1 protein-coding gene is annotated in these 1066 nt (G+C 70.8%); it reads left to right on the forward strand.

Going from position 1 to position 1066, the window contains the following annotated elements; all coding sequences use genetic code 11:
• Window positions 1–113 precede the first annotated feature (113 nt).
• Window positions 114–1066, forward strand: a 953-nt coding sequence (locus I53_RS24850) for an ABC transporter substrate-binding protein (RefSeq protein ID WP_251982449.1), incomplete at its 3' end; no start/stop codon positions are given.

The following is a 1066-nucleotide window of genomic DNA, read 5'->3' on the forward strand; positions in this document are numbered from 1 at the left end:
GAGCCGAATGCCTCCGGGGGTGCCGCACGGTCAGGCGCGGTCGAAGAAGCATCGGGTTTTCAGTGGCATGGAGGTTGCGGTCAGCCGTGCTGCCACGCCCTCGGAGACACGCCATGGCCTCCTTCCTGCCCCCCGCCCTGCGCCGCATCGCGGTGACGACGAGCGCCCTGCTCGGCCTGACCGTCTCGGCCGCGCAGGCGGCCGACACCGTCAAGATCGGTCTCGTGACCGCCCTGAGCGGCCAATCCGCGAAATCCGGCGAGGCGATCTCCCGCGGGATCGGGCTCGCCATCGACGAGATCAACGCCAAGGGCGGCGTCCTCGGGCGCCCGCTCGAGCTCGTGGCCCGCGACGACGAGGCCAACCCGTCCAAGGGCGTGCTGGCGACCCGCGAGCTGATCCAGCGGGTCGGCGTCGTCGCGGTGGTCGGCGGCCTCGACACGCCGGTCTCGATGGCGATCGTGCCGATCGCCAACCAGATGAAGGTGCCGTTCATCGGCCCCTGGGCGGCCGGCACCGGCATCACCCGCAACGGTGCCGCCGACAATTACGCCTTCCGGGTCTCGGCGGTCGATGCCCTCGTCGACGAGGCGCTGGTCGCCTATGCGGTCAAGACCTACGGGGCGAAGAAGCCCGGCATGATCCTCGTCAACAACGCCTGGGGCGAGTCGAACCAGAAGGGCCTCAAGGACGCCCTGCAGGCGGCCAACCTCCCGGCGGCGGGCATCGAGAAATACGAGGCCAACGACGTCGACATGGTGCCCCAGTTGTCGCGGTTGAAGGAGGCCGGGGCCGACGCGCTGTTCCTCGTCGGCAATGTCGGCCCCTCGGCCCAGGTGGTGAAGTCCCTCGACCGGATGGGCTGGTCGGTGCCGGTCGTCTCGCATTGGGGCCCGGCGGGCGGCCGCTTCGACGAGCTCGCCGGCCACGCCGGAGATCCATGTCGCGGCGATCCGCGCCCTCCAGGCTGCGGCGCCCGCCGAAGTCACCGCCCATTTCGGCATCGAGGCCGATGGCAGTGTCCTGCTCGACGCCGCACTGATCGAGGCGACCCCGAGGCTGGCCG

The organism is Methylobacterium sp. B1 (genome assembly GCF_000333255.1).
Classification (GTDB): domain Bacteria; phylum Pseudomonadota; class Alphaproteobacteria; order Rhizobiales; family Beijerinckiaceae; genus Methylobacterium; species Methylobacterium fujisawaense.